The organism is Sphingomonas liriopis, from assembly GCF_024211255.1.
In the GTDB taxonomy this organism is placed as follows: domain Bacteria; phylum Pseudomonadota; class Alphaproteobacteria; order Sphingomonadales; family Sphingomonadaceae; genus Sphingomonas; species Sphingomonas liriopis.
Genome location: NZ_JAMLDY010000002.1, coordinates 53,795 through 73,893 on the forward strand (window position 1 = coordinate 53,795; position 20,099 = coordinate 73,893).

At 69.1% G+C, this 20,099-nt stretch carries 18 protein-coding genes and 1 pseudogene; 6 read left to right on the forward strand and 13 right to left on the reverse strand.

Features of this window, described 5'->3' with window-relative positions:
- The 6 genes from M9979_RS01670 to M9979_RS01695 are packed head-to-tail and all read right to left on the reverse strand — an operon-like array spanning position 1 to position 4,357.
- Complete coding sequence (locus M9979_RS01670; RefSeq protein ID WP_254287604.1) at positions 1-270, reverse strand: HPr family phosphocarrier protein; 270 nt, start codon at positions 268-270, stop codon at positions 1-3.
- Positions 267-674: a PTS sugar transporter subunit IIA gene (locus M9979_RS01675; protein ID WP_254287605.1), complete on the reverse strand. Its 408-nt coding sequence runs from the start codon at positions 672-674 to the stop codon at positions 267-269. The genes M9979_RS01670 and M9979_RS01675 overlap by 4 nt, the downstream gene beginning before the upstream one ends.
- A 14-nt stretch (positions 675-688) precedes the next feature.
- Positions 689-1,594 (reverse strand): RNase adapter RapZ, encoded by a 906-nt coding sequence (gene rapZ, locus M9979_RS01680; protein WP_254287606.1) that lies wholly within the window; start codon positions 1,592-1,594, stop codon positions 689-691.
- A 39-nt stretch (positions 1,595-1,633) separates the two neighbouring features.
- Positions 1,634-2,068, reverse strand: coding sequence for an HPr kinase/phosphorylase (locus M9979_RS01685; protein ID WP_277998350.1), 435 nt, complete (start codon positions 2,066-2,068; stop codon positions 1,634-1,636).
- 8 nt (positions 2,069-2,076) lie between these two features.
- The gene (locus tag M9979_RS01690; RefSeq protein ID WP_254287607.1) at positions 2,077-3,681 is read right to left on the reverse strand and encodes a sensor histidine kinase; all 1,605 of its coding nucleotides are present in this window, start codon (positions 3,679-3,681) and stop codon (positions 2,077-2,079) included.
- Complete coding sequence (locus tag M9979_RS01695) at positions 3,650-4,357, reverse strand: response regulator transcription factor (protein ID WP_254287608.1); 708 nt, start codon at positions 4,355-4,357, stop codon at positions 3,650-3,652. The genes M9979_RS01690 and M9979_RS01695 overlap by 32 nt, the downstream gene beginning before the upstream one ends.
- 228 nt (positions 4,358-4,585) lie before the next feature.
- Between M9979_RS01695 and M9979_RS01700 the strand changes: the two genes are divergently transcribed.
- Positions 4,586-6,208, forward strand: a complete 1,623-nt coding sequence (locus tag M9979_RS01700; protein WP_254287609.1) for a phosphoenolpyruvate carboxykinase — start codon at positions 4,586-4,588, stop codon at positions 6,206-6,208.
- 255 nt (positions 6,209-6,463) lie between these two features.
- On the opposite strand, the gene M9979_RS01705 is transcribed toward M9979_RS01700, so the two are convergent.
- From M9979_RS01705 to M9979_RS01715, 3 genes and pseudogenes are all read right to left on the reverse strand, one after another.
- Positions 6,464-6,904: an acyl-CoA thioesterase gene (locus M9979_RS01705; protein WP_254287610.1), complete on the reverse strand. Its 441-nt coding sequence runs from the start codon at positions 6,902-6,904 to the stop codon at positions 6,464-6,466.
- 62 nt (positions 6,905-6,966) lie between these two features.
- Positions 6,967-7,419 (reverse strand): NfeD family protein, encoded by a 453-nt coding sequence (locus M9979_RS01710; RefSeq protein WP_254287611.1) that lies wholly within the window; start codon positions 7,417-7,419, stop codon positions 6,967-6,969.
- Positions 7,416-8,386 (reverse strand): annotated as a pseudogene (locus tag M9979_RS01715) (SPFH domain-containing protein). Before M9979_RS01715 ends, M9979_RS01710 begins: the two are co-directional and overlap by 4 nt.
- A gap of 148 nt (positions 8,387-8,534) precedes the next feature.
- On the opposite strand from M9979_RS01715, the gene guaB reads away from it, so the two are divergent.
- The 3 genes from guaB (at position 8,535) to M9979_RS01730 (ending at position 11,803) form a co-directional block, all read left to right on the forward strand.
- Positions 8,535-9,992, forward strand: coding sequence for an IMP dehydrogenase (gene guaB / locus M9979_RS01720; protein ID WP_254287612.1), 1,458 nt, complete (start codon positions 8,535-8,537; stop codon positions 9,990-9,992).
- Positions 9,993-10,098: 106 nt separating this feature from the next.
- Entirely contained in the window at positions 10,099-11,271 is a 1,173-nt protein-coding gene (locus M9979_RS01725; RefSeq protein WP_254287613.1) for an RsmB/NOP family class I SAM-dependent RNA methyltransferase, read from the forward strand.
- Between the two features lie 31 nt (positions 11,272-11,302).
- Positions 11,303-11,803, forward strand: coding sequence for a tetratricopeptide repeat protein (locus M9979_RS01730; RefSeq protein WP_254287614.1), 501 nt, complete (start codon positions 11,303-11,305; stop codon positions 11,801-11,803).
- A gap of 113 nt (positions 11,804-11,916) precedes the next feature.
- On the opposite strand, the gene rsmA is transcribed toward M9979_RS01730, so the two are convergent.
- From rsmA to M9979_RS01750, 4 genes are all read right to left on the reverse strand, one after another.
- Positions 11,917-12,762 carry a 16S rRNA (adenine(1518)-N(6)/adenine(1519)-N(6))-dimethyltransferase RsmA gene (gene rsmA, locus M9979_RS01735; RefSeq protein WP_254287615.1) on the reverse strand — a complete coding sequence of 282 codons (846 nt, stop codon included), beginning with the start codon at positions 12,760-12,762 and terminating at the stop codon, positions 11,917-11,919.
- A complete protein-coding gene (gene pdxA, locus M9979_RS01740) occupies positions 12,759-13,751 on the reverse strand; it encodes a 4-hydroxythreonine-4-phosphate dehydrogenase PdxA (RefSeq protein WP_254287616.1) in 993 nt (330 codons plus the stop codon). The genes rsmA and pdxA overlap by 4 nt, the downstream gene beginning before the upstream one ends.
- A 1-nt stretch (position 13,752) precedes the next feature.
- Positions 13,753-15,072, reverse strand: a complete 1,320-nt coding sequence (locus M9979_RS01745; RefSeq protein ID WP_254287617.1) for a peptidylprolyl isomerase — start codon at positions 15,070-15,072, stop codon at positions 13,753-13,755.
- 120 nt (positions 15,073-15,192) lie between these two features.
- Positions 15,193-17,445, reverse strand: a complete 2,253-nt coding sequence (locus tag M9979_RS01750) for an LPS-assembly protein LptD (protein WP_254287618.1) — start codon at positions 17,443-17,445, stop codon at positions 15,193-15,195.
- Positions 17,446-17,604: 159 nt separating this feature from the next.
- Here M9979_RS01750 and M9979_RS01755 point away from each other — a divergent pair, with 159 nt between their 5' ends.
- Entirely contained in the window at positions 17,605-19,077 is a 1,473-nt protein-coding gene (locus M9979_RS01755; RefSeq protein ID WP_254287769.1) for a leucyl aminopeptidase, read from the forward strand.
- A 312-nt stretch (positions 19,078-19,389) separates the two neighbouring features.
- The gene (locus tag M9979_RS01760) at positions 19,390-19,830 is read left to right on the forward strand and encodes a DNA polymerase III subunit chi (RefSeq protein WP_254287619.1); all 441 of its coding nucleotides are present in this window, start codon (positions 19,390-19,392) and stop codon (positions 19,828-19,830) included.
- Positions 19,831-20,099 lie beyond the last annotated feature (269 nt).

Sequence of the window (20,099 nt, forward strand, 5' to 3'; positions counted from 1 at the left end):
TCAATCTTCGCCGAACTTCGCCTCGACCAACTCGCACAGCGTGGCCACCGCCGCCTCGGCGCCGTCGCCGACCGCGCTGATCGTGATCGAATCGCCCTTGGCGGCGCCGAGCATCATCAGCCCCATGATCGACGTGCCGGTGACGGATCCGTCATCCTTGCGCACCTGCACCTCGACCGGCTGGGTCGAGGCGAGGGTCACGAACTTGGCGCTGGCCCGCGCATGGAGCCCGCGCTTGTTGGTGATGAGGACGGTGCGCTCGACGCTCATGCCGCCGCCTCGCCCAGCACCTCGGAGGCGACCGAGATGTACTTGCGTCCCGCCTCGCGCGCCGCGGCGACCGCCTCGACCACCTTCATCGACTTGCGCGCCGAACCCAGACGGATCAGCATCGGCAGGTTCATCCCCGCGATCACCTCGACCTGCCCGCGCTGCATCAGCGAGATGGCGAGGTTGGAGGGCGTGCCGCCGAACAGGTCGGTCAGCACGATCACCCCGCGGCCGACGTCGACGGCGGCGATCGCGGCGGCGATGTCGGCGCGGCGTTCCTCCATATCGTCGTCGGGACCGATCGAGATCGTCGCGATCCGCTCCTGCGGGCCGACGACGTGGATCATCGCGGTCACGAATTCCTCGGCGAGCCGCCCGTGCGTCACCAGAACGAGGCCAATCATCTCAGATACGTTACTCATTTGCTGGCCGGCGGCCCCTCGAGCGAGTCCTGCGGTGCGGCCCCCAGGTCGCGATGCGTGATCGTGGGGGAAAAACCCGCGTCGCGCAACCGGCGAGCGAGATGCTCGGCGACATGAACCGACCGGTGTCTCCCCCCGGTACAGCCGATCGCGACGGTCACGTAGGATTTTCCCTCGGCGCGATAGCGCGGGATCAGCAGTTCGAGCAGGTCGCCGATCTGCGCCATCGCCGCCGGATAAGCGGGGTCGGCCGCAACATAGGCGGCGACGTCGGCGTCGAGCCCCGTGCCCGGCCGCAGCGCGGCGTCCCAGTGTGGATTGCGCAGGAATCGCATGTCGAAGACGAGGTCGGCGCCGCGCGGCAGGCCGCGGGCGAAGCCGAACGACTGGATCGACAGCACCGGCGCGTCGCTGTCGGCGGAGGCGAAGGTCGATCGCACCTGCTGCGCCAGCGCGTTGGCGGTGAGCGTCGTCGTGTCGATCAGCCGGTTCGCCCAGTCGCGCAAGGGGGCGAGCAGCTCGCGCTCGCGCCCGATCCCGTCGCTCGCCGGCCGATCGGGGGCGAGCGGATGCCGCCGCCGCGTCTCCGAAAAGCGCCGCTCGAGCTCGGTCCCGGCGCAGTCGAGGAACAGCATGCCGACGTCGAGCCCGTGCCGCTCGCGCAGCGCGCGGATGCGCTCGACGATTCGCGCCGGATCGAAATCGCGCGTCCGCGCATCGATGCCGATCGCCAGCGGCTGCACGCCATCGGCGCTCCCCGCCAGCGGCGCCTCGAGCAGCCGATCGAGCAGCACCAGCGGCAAATTGTCGACCGCCTCCCAGCCGAGGTCTTCCAGCGTCCGGAGCACGGTCGATTTGCCCGCGCCCGACAGGCCGGTGACGAGCAGGATGTCCTTGGTCATCGACCCTTCCTCACGCGATACGCTTCATACGGGCACCGATCACAGCGGCGTCGCCTCGGGCTGGCGCAGCGCCCATTCGATCTTGACCGGTGTCGAAGCATGAAACGCATCGAACGCGAGTTCGGGCACGGCGATCCCCGCCAGCCGCCGCTGCCGCCGTTCGGGCATGCGCTGCGGTTCGCCACCCAGCCGGACGATCAGCGCGACGGGCACGTCCTCGACATGCGGCATGACGACGATCCCGAGGCCACGCAGTTCGATTCGGCCGCGAATCGCGTCGGGCGCGCGCGCCACCAAGATGTCGCCCTGCCGCACCACCAGCGTCCGGTCGTCGCTGACCAGCACGCCGCCGCGATCGATCAGCCGCAGCGCGAGGTCCGACTTGCCGACGCCAGACACGCCTTCGAGCAGCACCGCGCGGCCGTCGATCGCGACGCTGGTCGCGTGCAGCATTTCGGACGAGAGGATGGCCATGATACGGTTCAGTCCGCTGACGACTGGCGATCGGCGAGCGGCAGGCGGACGACGAAACGGGCGCCGGCCAGCCGATCCTCGCGCGATTCGACGACGATGCTGCCCTGATGCGCCTCGACGATGGTTCGCGCAATGGCGAGGCCCAGGCCCGAATGCTGCCCGAACGCCTCCGTCTCCGGCCGGATCGACTGGAAGCGGCGGAAGATCGCCTCGCGCGCTTCCTTGGGCACGCCCGGCCCGTCGTCCTCGACGCGCACGATCAGCTCCACCGCGTCACGCGACGCCGCGATCGCGATCAGTCCTTCGTCGGGCGAGAAGGAGAGCGCGTTGTCGATGAGGTTCTCGAACACCCGTTCCAGACGCGCGCCCTCGCCCAGCGTCACCAGCGGCACACCCTGGTCGTCGAAGCGCAGGCGGATGCCGCGCTCGACCTCGCGCGCGATCCGCTGTTCGACGATTGCGCGCAGCATCGCCGCGACGTCGAGCGGTTCGAAATTGGCGCGGCTCAGCTGCGCATCCAGCCGCGACGCCTCCGAAATGTCGGTAATCAGCCGGTCGAGTCGGTGGACGTCGTCGCGCACGATCGCCAGCAGCCGCGCCTGCAATTCCGGGTCCTTGACCGCGCCCAGCCCCTCGACCGCGGAGCGCAGCGAGGCAAGCGGGTTCTTCATCTCATGCGTCACGTCGGCGGCGAACGCCTCGGTCGCGTCGATCCGCGCACGCAGGGCTAGGCTCATGTCGGAGAGGGCACGCGCTAGGCTGCCGATCTCGTCCCGCCGAGAGGGCAGGCGCGGCACGACCACCTCGCGCGCGCGACCCAGCCGCACCCGCACCGCCGCGCGCGCCAGTCGCCGCAACGGCCGCACGATCGTGCGCGCGAGGAACAGCGACAACAGCACCGATACGATCGTCACGACGAGCAGCACGAGGCTCAGCCGGAATCGCTCGATCCGCACCGTCTGGGTGATGTCGCGCGCGTTGACCGTGGTCATCACCACGCCGCCGGCGGGCAGCGGCGCGGCGGCGGTGATGACCGGGGTGCGATCGGGCGCCCGCCACACCCGCGCCGACACCACGCGCCGTTCCGTCGCGGCGGCGACGTCGGGCCATTGCCGGCCATTGCGCCGCTCGCGATAGAGCGGCGGGCGCGCCGCGCCGACGACGGTGTCGATCCCTGCGTCAAGGAAGCGCGCGATCGTCTGGTTCCACGCCTGTTTGTCGGGATCGAGCAGTACCGCGTTGCGCACGCCGAGCGCGCGGCTGTCCGCCACCGTCCGCCCGGCCGCGTCGAACACGCGCAGCCGGCCGCCGGTATCCTCCGCCAGCCGCATCAGCAGGTCGTCGCGCTGGTCGCTGCGCACCATCGCCAGCGCCTCGCCGATCAGCCGCGCCTCGCGGCTCGCCTGTTCGACACGCCCGTCGACGATCCGGCTGCGGTACGAATCGAGGTAGAAGAACCCGCCCGCCAGCAGCAGCAGCGCGAAGATGTTGACCGCCAGGATCCGCCGGGTGAGCGAGATCTGCCCCGACCAGCGCAGCGCCAGATCGCCGCCTTCGCCTCGCCGGTCGGCGAGGGGCGGATCATTCGTCGGAGAATCGGTATCCGGCGCCATACAATGTCTCGATCGCGTCGAAGGTCGGGTCGACCGCGCGGAATTTGCGGCGCAGGCGCTTGATATGGCTGTCGATGGTCCGGTCGTCGACGTAGATGTCGTCCTGATAGGCGGCATCCATCAGCTGGTTGCGCGTCTTCACGATCCCCGGCCGCTGCGCCAGCGTCTCGAGGATCAGGAATTCGGTGACGGTCAGCGTCACCGGGTCCTCGGCCCAGGTGGTGCGATGCCGCGCCGGGTCCATCGACAGCCGGCCGCGCACCAGCGGCCCGGCGCCCGCCTCCTCGCTGCCGTCGGCCGGGGCGGTCGCCGGCTCGGTACGGCGCAGGATGGCGCGGATGCGCGCGATGAGCAGACGCTGGCTGAACGGCTTTGCGATATAATCGTCCGCGCCCATCGCCAGGCCCAGCGCCTCATCCAGCTCGTCGTCCTTGCTGGTCAGGAAGATCACCGGCACCTGGCTCTTCTCGCGCAACCGCCGCAACAGCTCCAGCCCGTCCATCCGCGGCATCTTGATGTCGAAGATGGCAAGGTCGGGCGGATTGTCGGTCAGCGCCTTGAGCGCGGTTTCCCCGTCCGAATAGACGCGCGTCAGGAACCCTTCGGTCTGCAGCGCGATCGAGACCGAGGTCAGGATGTTGCGGTCGTCGTCAACCAGCGCGATCGTCGCCGTCATGCGGGGGATAGCCTCGGGACCATGATCGCGCTGCGGTAGGGCAAAGTGGCGCCAGGCTCAACCGCGCGGATGGTTTGCGGCCGTCGCCGCTACGGCATCTGTTTGACGTGTTAAACGCCGGGGGGTATGTCGGTCGCATCATCGGCGCGCGTGCAGACCCTCCCCAGGATGCGTTGCGCCGACCGCATAGAACGAGCCCGCCGTCGCGGGCCGAAATCCATTGGGAGGATGTCAGTGAACGAGCGTATTCCGCAGGCGGGTCTTGCGAGCCAGGGGATCGAGACGCGCGCCGACCTGCACTGGAACCTGGTCACCGCGCGACTGGTCGAGGCCGCGGTCGCGCGCGGCGAGGGCAAGCTCAGCGCCGACGGCCCGCTGGTCGTAGAGACCGGCCCGCACACCGGCCGTTCCGCGCAGGACAAGTTCATCGTCCGCGATGCCGAGACCGAGGACAGCGTCTGGTGGGGCAAGTCCAACAAGGGCATGGCGCCCGAACATTTCGCCGCGCTGAAGGCCGATTTCCTCAGCCAGCTGCGCGACAAGGAGCATCTGTACGTCCAGGATCTGTACGGCGGATCGCAGCCCGAGAACCGGGTGCGGGTGCGCGTCGTCAACGAACTCGCCTGGCACAACCTCTTCATCCGCACGATGCTGGTCCGCCCTGAGGAGCAGGAACTGCAGGGGTTCGAGGCCGAATATACGATCATCGACCTGCCGAGCTTCCGCGCCGATCCCGCGCGCCATGGCACGCGCAGCGAGACGGTGATCGCGGTCAATTTCACCGAGAAGCTGATCCTGATCGGCGGCACGCGCTATGCCGGCGAGATGAAGAAGTCGGTGTTCGGGCTACTGAACTATCTGCTGCCCAAGACCGGCGTGATGCCGATGCATTGTTCGGCGAACATGGGCGCGGACGGATCGACCGCGGTGTTCTTCGGCCTGTCGGGCACCGGCAAGACGACGCTCAGCGCCGACGCCAGCCGCACGCTGATCGGCGACGACGAACACGGCTGGTCCGACACCGCGGTCTTCAATTTCGAAGGCGGCTGCTACGCCAAGATGATCCGCCTGTCGTCCGATGCCGAGCCCGAGATCTTCGCGACCACCAAGCGGTTCGGCACCGTGCTCGAGAACGTGGTGATGGACCCGGTCACCCGCCAGCTCGACCTCGACGACAACAGCCTGGCCGAGAACAGCCGCGGCGCCTATCCGATCGACTTCATCCCCAATGCCTCGGAAGAGAATATGGGGGGCGTGCCGAAGAATATCGTGATGCTCACCGCGGACGCCTATGGCGTGCTGCCGCCGATCGCGAAGCTGACGCCGGATCAGGCGATGTACCATTTCCTGTCGGGCTATACCGCACGCGTCGCGGGGACGGAGATCGGCGTCACCGAACCCGACGCCACCTTCTCGACCTGTTTCGGCGCGCCGTTCATGCCGCGCCACCCGTCGGTCTACGGCAATCTGCTGAAGGAGCGGATCGCGCGCGGCGGCGTCGATTGCTGGCTGGTCAATACGGGCTGGACCGGCGGCAAATACGGCGTCGGCAACCGCATGCCGATCAAGGCGACGCGTGCGCTGCTCAACGCCGCGCTCGACGGCAGCCTGAAGGACGCCGAGTTCCGCACCGACCCCAATTTCGGGTTCGAAGTGCCGGTCGCGGTGCCGGGCGTCGATGCCGCGATCCTCGATCCGCGCGCCACATGGTCGAACCCCGCGGACTATGACGCGACCGCGGCGCGATTGGTGGATCTGTTCGTCGATAATTTCGCGCAGTTCGCCGATCACGTCGACGAGGGCGTCCGCCAGGCCGCGCCGCAGACGACGCGGACGCCGCAAGCCGCCTGACCGTGCACCGGCCGTCCTCGGCGGAGGGCGGCCGATCCTGCCATTGCAGCAGGTCGACCGGCTGGCCAGGACGAGGCGCGCTCGTGGCAGGCACAATCGCTGCGGCGAGGCCATGCCTGTCAGGCGGCGATCACCCAAAGCACGGAGATCTGGCCAGACCCGTTCATGCTGAGCCTGTCGAAGCACAGATGAGTCTCAGGCCCTTCGACAAGCTCAGGGCGAATGGCGGGGAGTGGGATCAACGAACCGCAGCGACTAGCGCCGCTCGACCAATCCCGTCGCTGGCAACGGCTCGTCGCCGCGCTGGAAGAATTGCTCGACGATATCCCGCGCCAGCCGCGCCGGCTTCAGCGTCTCGGCGTCGAGGCAGCACCAGCTCGACTTGACCTCGGCGAGCACGTCCTCGCCGCGCCGGATCACCGTTTCGTAGAAGGCGCGCGCGCCCTGCACCTTTTCGAGCAGGACCGTCGCGATGACGTCGTCGCCGAGGAAGGTCGGCTTGCGATAGGTGATCTCGTGCTTCAGCGCGACCCACAGGTGCGTGGCGACCGCCTCGGCTGGCGCGAGCTTCTGCCAATGGCTGACGACCGCGTCCTGTACCCACTTCAGATAGCTGGCGTTGTTAACGTGCCCCATGAAGTCGATGTCGGCCGGATCGATACCGATCGGGAAGGCGTGGGGGATGCTGTGGGTCACACCCGCCTATATAGCATATCGCACGCCCGCTGACAGGGGCGGGGCGGGCGCAAACGCGGAAATTATCCGTTGATCGGTTCGACGATCACCAGCCCGTCGCGCACCGCGGCGATGCGCATCCGCTCGCCGATCGCCGCCACCGGTCCCCGCGCCGGCCACGACCCGTCGCCGATCCGCACGCGTCCGTCATCCGTGCCGATCGCAACCTCGACGATCACCGTCTCGCCGATCAGCCGCGCGGCGCGATCGTTCAGCTGGGGATCGCTGCTCGCCACCGGGAAATCCTTGTACCAGCGCTTGCCGATCAGCACCGTGACCGCGCTCCACAGCGCGAAGGCGGCGATCTGTGCCTCGGGCGGCAGGCCCGGCAGCACCAGCGTCGTCACGCCGACCACCGCCGCGGCGATCGCGAGGAAGATCGCGAAGACGCCGGGGATCAGCAGCTCGGCGATCCCCAGCACCAGCGCGCCGATCAGCCAGGCCTCGCCCGCGCCGCCGATCGTGTCGAGCGTCACGGCTGCGGCAGCTCGAACGGCCCGCGCTTGGGTTCGGGCTTGGCGGCGGGGGCAGGGGCCGCCTTGCCCAGCGCATCCTTGGCCAGCTCGCCGATCCCGCCCAGCGTACCGATCAGCTGCGTCGCCTCGACCGGGAACAGGATCGTCTTGGCATTGGGGCTGGTCGCGAACTTGCCGATCGCCTCGACGTATTTCTGCGCGATGAAGTAATTGATCGCCTGCGTGCCGCCGCGCTCGATCGCCTCGGACACCACCAGCGTCGCCTTCGCCTCGGCCTCCGCCGCGCGTTCGCGCGCTTCCGAGTCGCGGAAGGCGGATTCCTTGCGCCCTTCCGATTCGAGGATGCGCGCCTGCTTCTGTCCCTCGGCGCGCAGGATCTCCGACGCGCGCGTGCCTTCGGCCTCGAGGATGTTGGCGCGCTTCTCGCGCTCCGCCTTCATCTGCCGGCCCATCGCGGTGACGATATCGGCGGGCGGGCGGATGTCCTTGATCTCGACGCGGGTGATCTTGACGCCCCACGGCACCGTCGCGTGATCGACCACCGACAGCAGCCGCGCGTTGATCTCGTCGCGCTTCGACAGCGTCTCGTCGAGGTCCATCGACCCCATCACCGTGCGCAAATTGGTCGTCGTCAGCTGGAGCAGCGCGACATACAGGTCTGACACTTCATACGCCGCCTTGGGCGCGTCGAGCACCTGGAAGAAGACGACGCCGTCGGTCGAGACGATCGCATTGTCCTTGGTGATGATCTCCTGCCCCGGGATATCGATCACCTGCTCCATCATATTCACCTTGCGCCCCACGCGATAGAAGAAGGCGGGGTAGAAGTTGAAGCCGGGGCTCGCGGTGTTGGTGTAGCGGCCGAAATGTCGATCGTGTACTGATAGCCCTGCCGGACGATCTTGATGCTGGAGAACAGGTAGAACAGCACCAGCACCAGTGCGAAGGCGGCGATCGTGATACCCATCATATGTCCCCGTTCCGCCCGCGAGTCCGCAAGGCGCCGTGGCGCGACGATAGCACACCCCGCGCCACGTCACAGCGCCCCCTAGCGCAGAGGCGTCGGTGCGGTTACATGGCCCGCCACTTCTCCCCTCCCGCGAGGAAACGGCACCTTGGATATCCGGCTCGGCCTCACCTTCGACGACGTGCTGCTCGTGCCCGGCGAGTCGGACATCCTGCCGAGCACCGCCGACACGCGCACGCAGCTGACGCGCGGCATCGCGCTCAACATCCCGATCCTGTCATCGGCGATGGACACGGTGACCGAGGCGGACATGGCGATCGTCATGGCGCAGCTGGGCGGCATCGGCGTCCTCCACCGCAATCTGTCGGTCGAGGAACAGGTGGCGGCGGTGCGTCAGGTCAAGCGCTTCGAATCGGGCATGGTCGTCAACCCGATCACCATCGCCCCCACCGCGACGCTCGCCGACGCACAGGCGCTGATGGCGCATCACAAGATCAGCGGCATCCCGGTGGTCGAGCGCGACGGCAAGCTCGTCGGCATCCTCACCAACCGCGACGTCCGCTTCGCCGGCAATCCCAAGCAGCCGGTCGCCGAACTGATGACGCACGACAACCTCGCCACCGTGTCGACCGACGTCGGGCAGGAGGAGGCGCGCGTGCTGCTCCACCAGCGCCGCATCGAGAAGCTGCTGGTGGTCGACGACGCCTATCGCTGCGTCGGCCTCATCACCGTGAAGGACATCGAGAAAGCGGTGACCTATCCCAGCGCGACCAAGGATGCCGCCGGCCGCCTGCGCGTCGCCAGCGCCACCACGGTCGGCGACAAGGGCTTCGAGCGCACCGAGGCGCTGGTCGATGCCGAATGCGACCTGATCGTCATCGACACCGCGCACGGCCACAATCGCGATGTCGCCCGCGCGGTCGAGCGGGTGAAGAAGCTCAGCAATTCGGTGCAGGTCGTCGCCGGCAACGTCGCGACCGGTGAGGCGACGCGCGCGCTGATCGACGCGGGTGCGGACGGGATCAAGGTCGGCATCGGCCCGGGTTCGATCTGCACCACCCGCGTCGTCGCCGGCGTCGGCGTGCCGCAGCTGACCGCGGTGATGGACTGCGCCGAGGCGGCCGCCAGGCACGGCGTGCCGGTGATCGCCGACGGCGGGCTGCGTACCTCGGGCGATCTCGCCAAGGCGCTAGCGGCGGGTGCCTCGACCTGCATGGTCGGCTCGCTGCTCGCCGGCACCGAGGAAGCGCCGGGCGAGACCTTCCTGTACCAGGGCCGCGCCTATAAATCGTACCGCGGCATGGGTTCGGTCGGCGCGATGGGCCGCGGCTCGGCCGATCGCTATTTCCAGGGCGACATCAAGGACCAGATGAAGCTGGTCCCCGAAGGCATCGAGGGGCAGGTCGCCTACAAGGGCCCGGCACGCGACGTGATCCACCAGCTCGTCGGGGGCATCAAGGCGGCGATGGGCTATACCGGATCGGCGACGATCCCCGACCTGCAACGCCGTGCGCAATTCGTCCAGATCACCGGTGCCGGCCTCAAGGAGAGCCACGTCCACGACGTGACGATCACGCGGGAAGCGCCGAATTATCCGACGCGGTGATGCCCGCGACCTACCGTCACCCCAGCGCACGCCGGGGTCTTTTCGTTGGGGAGCGCGAGCGCATGCCGCATGAGATGCCAGCCTCCGCTCGCATGACGGTCGAGGCATGACCCCCGCCGCCCGCACCCAGGCCGCGATCGAACTGCTCGACGAGGTGATCGCCGCCGCGCGCGGTGGCGGTGCCGCGGCCGACACGCTGATCGCCCGCTATTTCGCGACCCGCCGCTACGCCGGGTCGAAGGACCGCCGCGCCGTGCGCGAGCTCGTCTACGCCGCGATCCGCCGCGCCGGCGAGATCCCCGCCTCGGGCCGCGCCGCGATGCTCGCCGTCGCGGCGGACGATGCCGAGCTGGCCGCGCGGTTCGACGGTTCGACCCACGGCCCCGCGCCGATCGATCCCGACGAGGCACCCGCCAGCGGTGGGGTCATGCCGGCGTGGCTCGCCGAGGCGCTGTCCGCGTCGGGTATCGCCGCCGACCAGCAGGCCGCGCTCATCGATCGCGCCCCGCTCGACGTCCGCGTCAACCGCCTGCTCGCCGACCCGCAGGCGCTGGCCGACCAGCTCGGCGGCACGCCGATCCCCGGCCTCCCCGACGCGCTGCGCCTGCCCGCCGGCACCAACCTCGATCCGCTCGCGGGGCAGGTCGAGGTGCAGGATGCCGGCAGCCAGATCGTCAGCCGCGCCGCCCGCGCCGCGCCCGGCCAGTCGGTGATCGACCTGTGTGCCGGCGGCGGCGGCAAGACGCTGGCGCTCGCCGCGGCGATGGCCAACGACGGCCGCATCCTCGCCACCGACATCGACCGCGCCCGCCTGTCGCGGCTGATACCGAGGGCAACGAAGGCAGGGGTAACGATCGTCGAACCGCGACTGCTCGATCCGCAACGCGAAGACGAAGCGCTCGCCGACTGGCAGGATACCGCCGATTGCGTGCTGATCGACGCGCCCTGTTCGGGCACCGGCACGTGGCGCCGCAACCCCGAGGCGCGCTGGCGGCTGACCCCCGATCGCCTGCGCCGCGTCGCCGAGCAACAGCGCCATGTGCTCAGCGTCGGCGCGCCGCTCGTCCGCCCCGGCGGCGCGCTGGTCTATATCGTCTGCTCGCTGCTCGATGCCGAGGGCAGGGATCAGGTCGATGCCTTCCTCGCCGACCATCCCGACTGGACCGCCGAGCCGCTCGATCTGCCCGCCGGCACGCGCCACGGCCACGGCCTGCGGCTCGATCCGGCAAGCCACGGCACCGATGGCTTTTTTGTCGCGCGGCTCATCCGCCCCTGCTAACCTCGCGGTCGTGCCCCCCGTGGAGACCTTCATGCGCGTTACGTCCGTCGCCATCGCCGCTGCGCTGACCCTGGTATGCGTGTCCACCTCGCTGAACGGCCAGCGTCCCGACGACCAGATCGACGCGCGCTCGCTGCAACTGCTCGCGCAGGGTCGCGCGGCCAAGGCGGCGGGCAATCTCGACGGCGCCACCGACCTGATCGAAACCGCGCTCGCGGTCGATCCGCGCAACCGGCAGGCGTTCATCGTCCTCGCCGACGTCGCCGAGGCGCGCGGCCTGCCCGGCAAGGCGATCCGCCTCTACCGCGAGGCGCTGACGCTCGAACCCAACGACATTGCGGCGCTGCAGGGGCAGGGCGAGGCACTCGTCGCCAAGGGCGCGGTCGCGATCGCCAAGGGCAATCTCGCCAGGATCCGCACGCTCTGCAAGGCGGGGTGCCCTGAGGCGAACCAGCTCGCGGCGACGATCGCCAAGGGCCCGCCGGTGACGACCGCGCAGGTCGAGGCCAAGCCCGCGGTGGCCAAAGAGTAATCGGCGGCGCATCGCGCTCACCCTCACCCGTCGCCGGCTACGCCGTCTCTCCCTCTCCCATCGGGGGAGGGAAGGGGCCCGCCGCCGCAGGCGGGGGGGAAGGGTGAGGGTGATTACCCCACCTCCCGCGCCAGCGCCACGAACTCCGCCACGCTCACCGTCTCGGCACGCCGCGTCGCGTCCACCCCGATCCGCTCCAGCGCCACGAGCGCCCCCGGCACGCCCTTCAAACTCTGTCGCAGCATCTTGCGCCGCTGGCCGAACGCCGCCGCGGTGATCCGTTCCAGCACACGCACCTCGACGCCCTCGGGCGCTTCGCCGGGCATGATATGCACCACCGCCGACATCACCTTGGGCGGCGGCGTGAACGCCGACCGGTGCACCGGCATCGCGATCCGCGCGGTCGACCGCCACTGGCTGAGCACCGCCAGCCGGCCATAGGCATCGTCGTTCGCCGAGGCGACGATCCGATCCGCGACCTCCTTCTGGAACATCAGCGTGCACGATTGCCACCATGGCTGCCAATCCACGGTCAGCCAGCCGACCAGCAGCGCGGTGCCGACGTTGTAGGGCAGGTTGGAGACGATATGCGGCCGCCCGGCGAACAGCGCCGGCGCGTCGATCGCCAGCGCATCGCCCTCGATCACGCGCAGCTGGCCGGGATAGGCCTCGCTAAGTTCGGCGAGCGCCGGGATGCAGCGCCGGTCGCGCTCGATCGCGGTCACCCGCGCTCCCGCGGCGAGCAGCGCGCGGGTCAGGCCGCCGGGGCCGGGTCCGACCTCCAGCACCTCAGCATCGCGCAGATCCCCCGGGACTGCCGCGATCCGCGTCAGCAATTGCCCGTCGAACAGGAAGTTCTGCCCCAGTGCCTTGCTGGCGTTCAGTCCGTATTTGGCGATCACCTCGCGCAATGCCGGCAATTGGGGCGGCAGTTTGACGCCCGGCACCGCCTCGCTCATGCCCGCGCGCGGCGATCCGCCGCCTGGCCCGCCATCGCGATCGCCGCGATCATCGCGCCGGGATGCGCCTGGTCGGTGCCGGCGATGCCGAAGGCGGTGCCGTGATCGGGCGAAGTGCGCACGATCGGCAGGCCCAGCGTGACGTTGACACCCTCGTCGAAATGCAGCGTCTTGATCGGCACCAGCGCCTGATCGTGATAGCAGCACAGCACCACGTCGTAACCGGTACGCGCCCGCGCATGGAACAGCGTGTCGGCCGCGAACGGCCCGGTCGCATCGATCCCCTCGGCCCGCAGCTGCGCGATCGCGGGGGCGAGGATGTCGATCTCCTCGCGCCCGATCATGCCGCTCTCACCGGCGTGCGGGTTGAAGCCCGCGAAGGCGAGCCGCGGTGCGGCGATGCCGAAGTCCCGGCGCAGCCCCGCCGCGGTCGTCCGCGCCTTGGCGACGATCAGCTCGACCGACAGCATCGCCGACACCTGCGCCAGCGGCACATGCGCGGTGATCGGCACGACGCGCAGCGACGGCCCGGCGAGCATCATCACCGCATCCTCCGCCGCGACACCGCAGCGTTCCGCCACGAACTCGGTCTGGCCGGATTGGTTGAAGCCGATTCCGTACAATTGCGCCTTGGATACCGGCCCCGTGACCAGCGCGCGCGCCTCGCCGTCGCGGACCAGCGCGATCGAGCGGTCGAGCGCCTGCAACGCCGCGCGCGCGCCGCCGATCTCGGGCGTGCCCAGCGTGATCGAACCGGCGTCCGCGACCGCCAGCACGGGCAGCGCGCGGTCGAACACCGCCGCCGCCTCGCCGATCGCGCCGACGGTCTCGACCGGGCCGTTCCACACGCGCCGCACCGCGCCGGGGTCGCCGACCAGCGCGAACGGCGGCAGCTTGCGCAAAGCCCGCACCGCCCAGCTCTTGGCGATGATCTCCGGCCCGATTCCCGCAGGATCGCCCATCGGGATCGCGAGCGGGGCGGTGGTCATGTCAGCGATACTCGATCACCGCATCGCGGCGCAGATCGCGCAACTTGCTCTGCGCACGCAAATTGACGCGCTGCTGCTCGAGCTGGCCCTGGATCTGCGCGGCGCCCGGCACCGACGATTGCTGCGGATCGTCGCGGCCGCACAGCACCAGCGCGCGCACGCCCTCGGACGGCGAACCGAACGGCGGGGTGGCCTCGCCGACCTGCAGCTTGACCATGATCGCCTGCAGCGGCGCGGGCAGGTCGCGGATGCGGATCGAATCGTTGTCGACCACCTCGGCGCCGATCGTCGCCGCCACCTTCTCCACCGTGCCGCAGCCCTGGATCGACTGCACCGTCTTGGCGAAGGTCGCCGCGCGGGTCTGCGCCTGCGCCTGCGTCGTGCCCGGCGGGAAGGATACGGTCAGCTGCTTGAGGCTGAGCTTGGCGTCGCGCGGGTCGGCGGCGCCGATCGTGCGCTTGTCGGTGAGGTACAGGATCGAATAGCCGCCCGGCGTCTCGACCGGGCCGGCGACCTGGCCGACCTGCATCTGCTGCGTCGCATCGGCGAGCGGCTGCGGCAGCGTTACGAGGCGGATCCAGCCGAGGTCGCCGCCGACGCCCTTGGTCGACGCTTCCGAATAATTGCGCGCGAACAGCTCGAACGGCTGCTGCGCTTTCTGGATCTCGGCGATGATCTGCTTGGCCTTGGCGAATACCTCGGCGCGATTGGCGTCGTTGGCGCTCAGGTAGATTTCGCGGAGGTTGTATTCCTCGGTGCCGCGCGATGCCTCGATCCGCTTCTGGATCGCGGTGACCTCTTCGTCGCCGACGTTGACGAACGGTTCGATCTTGCGGCGCAGGTAGCGGCTCCACGCGAGTTCGCCCTCGATCGCGCGGCGGAGCGAACGCTCCGACGATCCCGCCTTGCGCAGCGCGGCGCGCAGCTGCGGCTGCGTCATGTTGAAGCGCTTGGCGAGGCCCGCCTCGCTCTGGTCGAGCTCGGCCGCGGTCACTGTGATCTCGGCGCTCTTGGCTTCCTGGATCTGCAGCGTCTCGTCGATCAGCTGACGCAGGATCTGCAGCTTGAACTCGTCGACCTGCTCGGGCGCGGGGCCACGGCCGCCGTTGTTGAACACGGTCAGCGCCAGTCGCTGGTCGACGTCGGTGCCGGTGATGACCGTGTCGTTGACGATCGCGGTGGGCTTGCGGACGTTGGGGTCGAGCTTGCCGAAGATCTGCAGGTTGGCCGGGATGTTGAGGTTGGTGTCGGGAACCTGCTGGTCGGCCACCGTCTGCGCCAGCGCGCCGGTGCCAAGAGCGGTCAGGGCAACCCAGCCCATCAGGCGGGCGCTGCGTCGAATGTTGTGCGTCACGTTGTTCCGTTACCTCAAAGCGCGGGCGTCGCGCGGTCGCGCGTGCCCCTTGATCCTGGCATTGCCCCGTTCCAGCTGAACTTGGGCTTAGCGGCCGAGGTTGGTCAACGCCAGCGTGAACAGGAAGCTGTTGCCCGAGCGCGCGTCGCCGGTGTCCTGGTAATCGCGCCGCCATGTCGCGCCCAGCCGGATGCAGTCGTCCTCATATTGCACGCCCAGCCGGTGGCGGATCGGGTCGAAGCCGTCGGACAGCGACTGCGGATCCTCGCTGCGATCCGTCAGGTCGACGACGGTCGACCCGAACACCGACCAGAAGCGCGCGAACTGCACGCGGCCGGCGAGCCGCACCTCCTCGCGATCCTGCAGATCCTCGATCGTCGGGAAGATGTCGCGGTTGAGCCGCAGATAGCCGGCGAGGACATAGGTGTTGCGCGATCCCACCGTCGCGTCGATCTCGTTGCGCCGCACCGCGAACCCGTCCTTGTCGAGCCGGTAGCGGTGGGTGATCGACACGAAATCGCGGATGCGCAGCGTCGTGCGACCGACGAAATCGGAGAAGCGATCGCTGAGCCCCGTGCCGCTCGGAAAGATCGTCGGGCGGGTCGACAGGCGATAGCTCTGGCCGATCACCGCATCCAGCGTCATGCCGGGCAGCGTCACCGCCCATTCGGCGCCATAGGTCGCGCGGCTCGAATCCTCGAACCGGTCGTACCCCGCGAAGCGGTTGAGCGCGAACAGGTTCGAATCCTCGAGGTCGACGGCGCGCGCATCCTCGTTGGGGACGTCGAGATTGGCGATCTTCGGCGCCGCGACGATCTGCACTCGCGGGGTGAGCCGCTGCGTCCCGCCGAGGAAGCTGCCGACGAACGGCCATTTGACGTCGGCGGCGAGCGCCCCGATCGCGCGCGTCTGGAACCCCTCGATCCCGCGATAGCTCGCGACGCTGGTCAGCTGCGCATCGTTGGTATTGTAGGCGTCGGCACGGGCATAGGCGGTCAGCGTCACCTCCTGCCCCCAGTCGGTCAGCCGCCTGAGGTCCCATTGCCCCGCGACGAACGCGCGCTGCGTATCCTGCCCGGCGGTGCGGGTGATCGCCAGCGTGTTCGCCTGCAGCTGCAGCTTGCCGCCGCCCAGATCGATCCGCTTGCGGAAATCGAGTTCGGGCAGCGCGATCGGCTGGTTGCCCTGCGAATCGTTGACCCGCAGCGTCTGCACATACCAGCCGGTCAGCGCGAAATAGGTATTGGGATCGATCCGCTCGAGCGACGCGGTGGTGCGCAGCCGGTCGTCGCGCGAGATGTCGTAGCGGCGCAGGAAGGTGCGGTCGCTGGCGATCCGCGCCGAGCCGCTGACGCTCCAGTACGGCGACAGCTGGTAGCGCGCGACGCCGTCGATATAGCCGCGCAGCGCGCGTTCGGTATCGGTCGGCGTGACGGTGTTGAGGTCGTCGCTGCGCCGGCTCTCGGTGAGATAGCCGGTCACCCGGAACGCGCCGTTCGTCCCCAGCGCGTCATATTGCGCCTGCATCATCGGCAGCACCGCGGTGAAGACGTGCGGCGTCAGCGTCAGCCCCTTGTTGGGCGCCAGCCGGAAGTAATAAGGCGCGACGAATTCCAGCCCGTTGACCCGGTCGAGCTGCACGTCGGGCGCGAGCAGGCCGCTCTCCGAACTCCCGCCGATCGGCATCGAAAATGCGGGCAGCGGCAGCGCGGGCAGGCCGAACAGGTGGAAGCGCCCGCCGCCGAAGAACACGCGCTCGCGATCGGGGCGATAGGTGATGCGAACCGCAGTGATCTTCCACGACGGCTCCTTCGGACAGCCGGCCGACGTCTCCACCGCGCACGGCGTATAGGCCGCCTTGTCGAGCTGCATCGTGCCATCGGGCAGCCGCGTGCCGCGCTCCGCCGCCATCCGCCCGCCCTGTTCGAGCACGACGAGCATGTTCTGGACCATGCCGTCCTTCAGCGAATCGGTCAGCTCGATCGAATCGCCGTAAGCGACGTCGCCCTCGGGGTTGGTGACGGCGATATTGCCGGTCGCGACGACCTTGCCGGTCTTGCGGTTCCACACGACCTTGTCCGCGCGCAGCCGGTCGCCCTGACGGAACATGCGCACCTCGGTCAACGCGGTGACGACGTCGCTGTCGGTGTCATATTCCAGGCTGCCCGCGCTGAACTGCACCTGATCCGCGTCGGCGGCGGCAGGGGGGGCGGCGGGAATCGGCGGATCGCTCACCGGGGGGGGCGCGACGGGCCGGTTCTGCAGGTCCTGCGCGGTCGCAGGGGCGGCGAACAGCGCCGCCGCGAGGGCACAGCCGGCCAATAGGTCGAAACGCAACACGATGATCCGAACACCCTTTCGGCGCGACCGGCACCGCCCTGACGGTGCCTCGTTCACGTCTGCCTATCGCACCCCCCGCGCGGCGCTGCAATCGTTGTGCTTCGCCGGGGGGCACCCTAGATCAGTCACTTGTCCTTCATCCCAGAAAGCCCCCGCCCGATGCAGATCGCCTTTTCTCCCACCTTGTCCGCCGCGCCCGCGATCCTCGCGCTGCCGGTGGAAAAGGACGTGGCCGGCCGTGAGCGCTGGGCAGGCCTCGGCGACGCGCATCAGGCGCTCGCCACCGCCGCCGCCGCTGCCGCCCGCTTCGAAGGCGAGGCCGGCGCGATCGTCGAACTGTTCGCCGCGGAGGAAGGGCGCACCGCCCGCGTCCTGCTGCTCGGCGTCGGCGCCGGCGGCGAGGCGGACTGGGAAAAGGCCGGCGGTGCGCTGGTCGCCAAGCTGCTGACCTCGGGTGCCACGGAGGTCACCGCCGACTTCTCCGCCGCCAGCCCGACGCCGAAAGCCGCCGCCCGCTTCGCCGCCGCCGCCGCGCAGCGCAGCTGGCGCTACGACCAATATCGCACCAAGCTGCCCGAAAAGCAGAAGGCGACGCTGACCACGCTGACCATCGCCGGCGCCCCCGCCGGCACCGACGAGGCGTGGGGGAAGCAGGCGGCGGTGGTGAGCGGCCTCGACCTCACCCGCAACCTCGTCGCCGCGCCGCCCAACATCCTCTACCCCGAAAGCTTCGTCGAACTGGTCCGCAAGGAGGTCGAGGGCCTCGGGCTCGAGATCGTCGTCGTCGACGAGGCGGAGATGGCGGACCACGGCATGGGCGCGCTGCTCGGCGTCAGCCAGGGTTCGGTGCGCGAGGCGCGCATCCTCGCGCTGAAGTGGAACGGCGCAGGCGAGGGCGATCCCACGCTCGCGCTGGTCGGCAAGGGCGTCACCTTCGACACCGGCGGCATCTCGCTGAAGCCCGGACCCGGCATGGAGGACATGAAGTGGGACATGGGCGGCGCCGGCGCGGTCGCCGGCACGATGAAGGCGCTCGCCGCGCGCAAGGCGAAGGTCAACGTCGTCGGCGTCATGGGCCTCGTCGAGAACATGCCCGACGGCAATGCACAGCGTCCCGGTGACGTCGTGACGTCGATGTCGGGCCAGACGATCGAGATCCTCAACACCGATGCCGAGGGCCGGCTGGTCCTCGCCGACGCGATCACCTGGACGCAGAAGACGTTCCGGCCGAAGACGATCGTCGACCTCGCCACGTTGACCGGCGCGATGATCGTCAGCCTCGGCAACGAATATGGCGGCCTGTTCGCCAACGACGACGCGCTCGCCGACACGCTGCTCGCCGCCGGCCTCGCGACGGGCGACAAGCTGTGGCGCTTCCCGCTGTCGGACACGTACAACAAGCTGATCGACAGTCCGATCGCCGACATGAAGAACGTCGGCCCGCGCGGCGCCGGATCGATCACCGCGGCGCAGTTCATCCAGCGCTTCGTCGACGACGGCGTCACCTGGGCGCACCTCGACATCGCCGGCATGGTGTGGAGCGACAAGCCCGGCGCTACTTACGACAAGGGCGCGACGGGTTATGGCGTCAAGCTGCTCGACCGGTTCGTCGCGGATATGTTCGAGGGGTAAAGACCGGCCAACGCCCCTTATCGCCTCGGGCGCGTTTGATGGTTAAGCCCCACCAAACCACCTCCGTCACCCCGGACTTGTTCCGGGGTCCACTCCGCGGCGAGGCTGATCGTTCACGATCAGAGCGATACGCCAGCGGAACAGTGGATGCCGGAACAAGTCCGGCATGACGGGGGAATGGACGTTCAGACCCCCAACACCCCCGTTCGTGCCGAGCCTGTCGAAGCACCTTGAAACTCGCCCCCGTCGACAAGCTCACGGAACCGAAAGTTCCGTGTTGGCCCCCCGCCGCCACCACGCTACCCATCCGCAATGCAGGTCGACTTCTACCACCTCACCGCCACCCCGCTCGACCGCGCCCTTCCGCAGATCGCGGCGAAAGTGGTGGACAGCGGCGCACGCCTCCTCATCGTCTCTGGCAAGGAAGACCAGCGCGTCGACCTCGACCGCCTGCTGTGGACCTATAAAACCGACAGCTTCCTTCCCCATGCCCAGGCCGGCGCAGGCGACGACAGCCTCCAGCCGATCCTCCTCGCCGGCGAGATCACGCAGGCGAACGCCGCGCGCCACATCGCGCTGGTCGACGGCGAATGGCGCGACGGCGCGCTCGCCTTCGACCGCACCTTCCACTTCTTCGAGGACGAACACATCCGCCCCGCCCGCGACGCCTGGCGCGCGCTCGGCAGCCGCGACGGCGTCGAGCGCCGCTACTGGAAGCAGACCGACACCGGTCGCTGGGAACAGGCCGCCTAGATTCACGCGAAGACGCGAAGACGCCAAGAGGTCATGCAAGCCGGCAGGACAGCCTGACCAACCTCTTCGCGTCTTCGCGTCTTCGCGTGAAAATATGTTCGCGCAGAGGCGCAGAGATGTCTCGCACCGGGGACCCGCGGTTCCTTCACCACGGCCGTGATAGGATGGCCGCGACGCGGCGAGCGCAACACCTCCGCGTCTCCGCGTCTCCGCGTGAAACACCTTCTTCGTCCGACCGCCGAACCGGTTGCAAACCAGACGCCCCCCGA

What these genes read in the sequence shown, in the direction of transcription:
- M9979_RS01670 (WP_254287604.1), bottom strand. Translation starts at nt 270, where the DNA reads ATGAGCGTCGAGCGCACCGTCCTCATCACCAACAAGCGCGGGCTCCAT.
- M9979_RS01675 (WP_254287605.1), bottom strand. Translation starts at nt 674, where the DNA reads ATGATTGGCCTCGTTCTGGTGACGCACGGGCGGCTCGCCGAGGAATTC.
- rapZ (WP_254287606.1), bottom strand. Translation starts at nt 1,594, where the DNA reads ATGACCAAGGACATCCTGCTCGTCACCGGCCTGTCGGGCGCGGGCAAA.
- M9979_RS01685 (WP_277998350.1), bottom strand. Translation starts at nt 2,068, where the DNA reads ATGGCCATCCTCTCGTCCGAAATGCTGCACGCGACCAGCGTCGCGATC.
- M9979_RS01690 (WP_254287607.1), bottom strand. Translation starts at nt 3,681, where the DNA reads ATGGCGCCGGATACCGATTCTCCGACGAATGATCCGCCCCTCGCCGAC.
- M9979_RS01695 (WP_254287608.1), bottom strand. Translation starts at nt 4,357, where the DNA reads ATGACGGCGACGATCGCGCTGGTTGACGACGACCGCAACATCCTGACC.
- M9979_RS01700 (WP_254287609.1), top strand. Translation starts at nt 4,586, where the DNA reads ATGTCAGTGAACGAGCGTATTCCGCAGGCGGGTCTTGCGAGCCAGGGG.
- M9979_RS01725 (WP_254287613.1), top strand. Translation starts at nt 10,099, where the DNA reads ATGACCCCCGCCGCCCGCACCCAGGCCGCGATCGAACTGCTCGACGAG.
- M9979_RS01730 (WP_254287614.1), top strand. Translation starts at nt 11,303, where the DNA reads ATGCGCGTTACGTCCGTCGCCATCGCCGCTGCGCTGACCCTGGTATGC.
- rsmA (WP_254287615.1), bottom strand. Translation starts at nt 12,762, where the DNA reads ATGAGCGAGGCGGTGCCGGGCGTCAAACTGCCGCCCCAATTGCCGGCA.
- pdxA (WP_254287616.1), bottom strand. Translation starts at nt 13,751, where the DNA reads ATGACCACCGCCCCGCTCGCGATCCCGATGGGCGATCCTGCGGGAATC.
- M9979_RS01745 (WP_254287617.1), bottom strand. Translation starts at nt 15,072, where the DNA reads ATGGGCTGGGTTGCCCTGACCGCTCTTGGCACCGGCGCGCTGGCGCAG.
- M9979_RS01755 (WP_254287769.1), top strand. Translation starts at nt 17,605, where the DNA reads ATGCAGATCGCCTTTTCTCCCACCTTGTCCGCCGCGCCCGCGATCCTC.
- M9979_RS01760 (WP_254287619.1), top strand. Translation starts at nt 19,390, where the DNA reads ATGCAGGTCGACTTCTACCACCTCACCGCCACCCCGCTCGACCGCGCC.